Source organism: Streptomyces beijiangensis, assembly GCF_017315755.1.
Taxonomy (GTDB): domain Bacteria; phylum Actinomycetota; class Actinomycetes; order Streptomycetales; family Streptomycetaceae; genus Streptomyces; species Streptomyces beijiangensis.
The window spans coordinates 1-1,208 of the sequence record NZ_JAFLRJ010000545.1 but is presented as its reverse complement, the minus strand read 5'-3'; the positions used below and the strand labels follow the sequence as shown (position 1 = coordinate 1,208).

The following is a 1,208-nucleotide window of genomic DNA, read 5'->3' as shown; positions in this document are numbered from 1 at the left end:
GCGGACGGCTGGAGCGGGCGGGTTCAAGGTAGTAGCCGTCTGGTAGCCCGTCCTGGGGGAGGTAGGGATTTCTGGCAGTGATGAGTTCTGCCATGCCGCCTCTGATCTGCTTCCGCACCTCGTCGGGGAGACCATCGCGGTAGATACGTGCAGCTTCGACCCAGTCAGCTTGCCAGGGCGGCCCCATGAAGCCGTCGGTCACCGGCCGGGTTCCGTCTGGCGGGCGGCACGGCGGAGGTGTCCGGCTTCTTCAAGGAGGGCTTTGGCGCGAGCGGAGTCGCTTGCCTCGCCTGCCTCGTCCTCCATGCCGTGCACCTTCTGCTCAAGGAGCGGGTCGCGGGCGATGGCGTACTCGCCCCACCAGCGGGCCATGAACGCGGGAACCGGTGCGATGTCATACGCATCGGCGATGTCTCGCTTCCAGTGGGCATCGAAGTCGGCGAGGAGCTGCGGGGAGTGCTGGGCGATGGCTTCGCGCAGGGCTCTTGGAGTTCTCTCAGGCATGGGTGGGACACCCGGTCCGCCCGGAGCGGCAGTCGTCATGCGTGCCCTCCTTGATTCGACAATCCTCGGCCCGCTCCCTGCGGTGCTCCCCTATAGAGCGTATCGCCGTACGGGCCGCGCGAGAGTGGGTACATCTCGTGAGGCCCAAGGTGCCCAGCAGGGCAGCTGCCCGTGGAGGGTTGTGTGCAGACCCGTACCGCGACCCCGGTCCGGGGATGCTCCAGCGCGGCCGACATGGAACGTCGCTGCCCTGGCAGTGCCGGAAGAGTCGCGTCCGCCGGCGTCGATGTCGGCGCCCTCGGAACCCCCTCTCTTGTTGAGCGACATCAGCGAACCGCTTCTCCTTATCCGCACGTTCGATGAACTGCCTGGTCAACGTCCTGTCGGTTGAGGTGACTTCGTGCCATGTGGTGGCGGACGTGATGTCAACTCACTGAATGTGGCTGAGGGCGCTGATGCGCGACGCGTGACCGCAGAGTCGGCCCCGCGCGGGCGTGGAAGGGCGACCGCAACCGGCCTGGAACGTGATCGTTGATCGTGAGTGATCAGTTTCCGTTCTTCTGCCAGGCGTTGTTTGCCGGGTGATGCCGTGCGTGGCGGTAGCAAGCCGGTGAACCGGCTGCCAAGCACTCCCGAGCGTGCACGTTGGCGGGCATGGGTGGTGGTGTCGCTGATCGCCTTGGTCGCGGTGGTGTGTGCGGGGG

2 protein-coding genes are annotated in these 1,208 nt (G+C 66.4%); both read right to left on the bottom strand.

The features are described 5' to 3' along the window. Window positions 1-202 (bottom strand): hypothetical protein (locus J0695_RS36560; RefSeq protein WP_206969072.1); only part of this gene is annotated, 202 nt, incomplete at its 3' end. Next, the gene (locus tag J0695_RS36555) at window positions 199-504 is read right to left on the bottom strand and encodes a hypothetical protein (RefSeq protein WP_206969071.1); all 306 of its coding nucleotides are present in this window, start codon (window positions 502-504) and stop codon (window positions 199-201) included. The genes J0695_RS36560 and J0695_RS36555, both read right to left, overlap by 4 nt. Between the last annotated feature and the right edge of the window lie 704 nt (window positions 505-1,208).

Bases quoted from the DNA above. Each gene is read 5' to 3' on its own strand.
- J0695_RS36555 (WP_206969071.1), bottom strand. From the start codon at position 504: ATGCCTGAGAGAACTCCAAGAGCCCTGCGCGAAGCCATCGCCCAGCAC.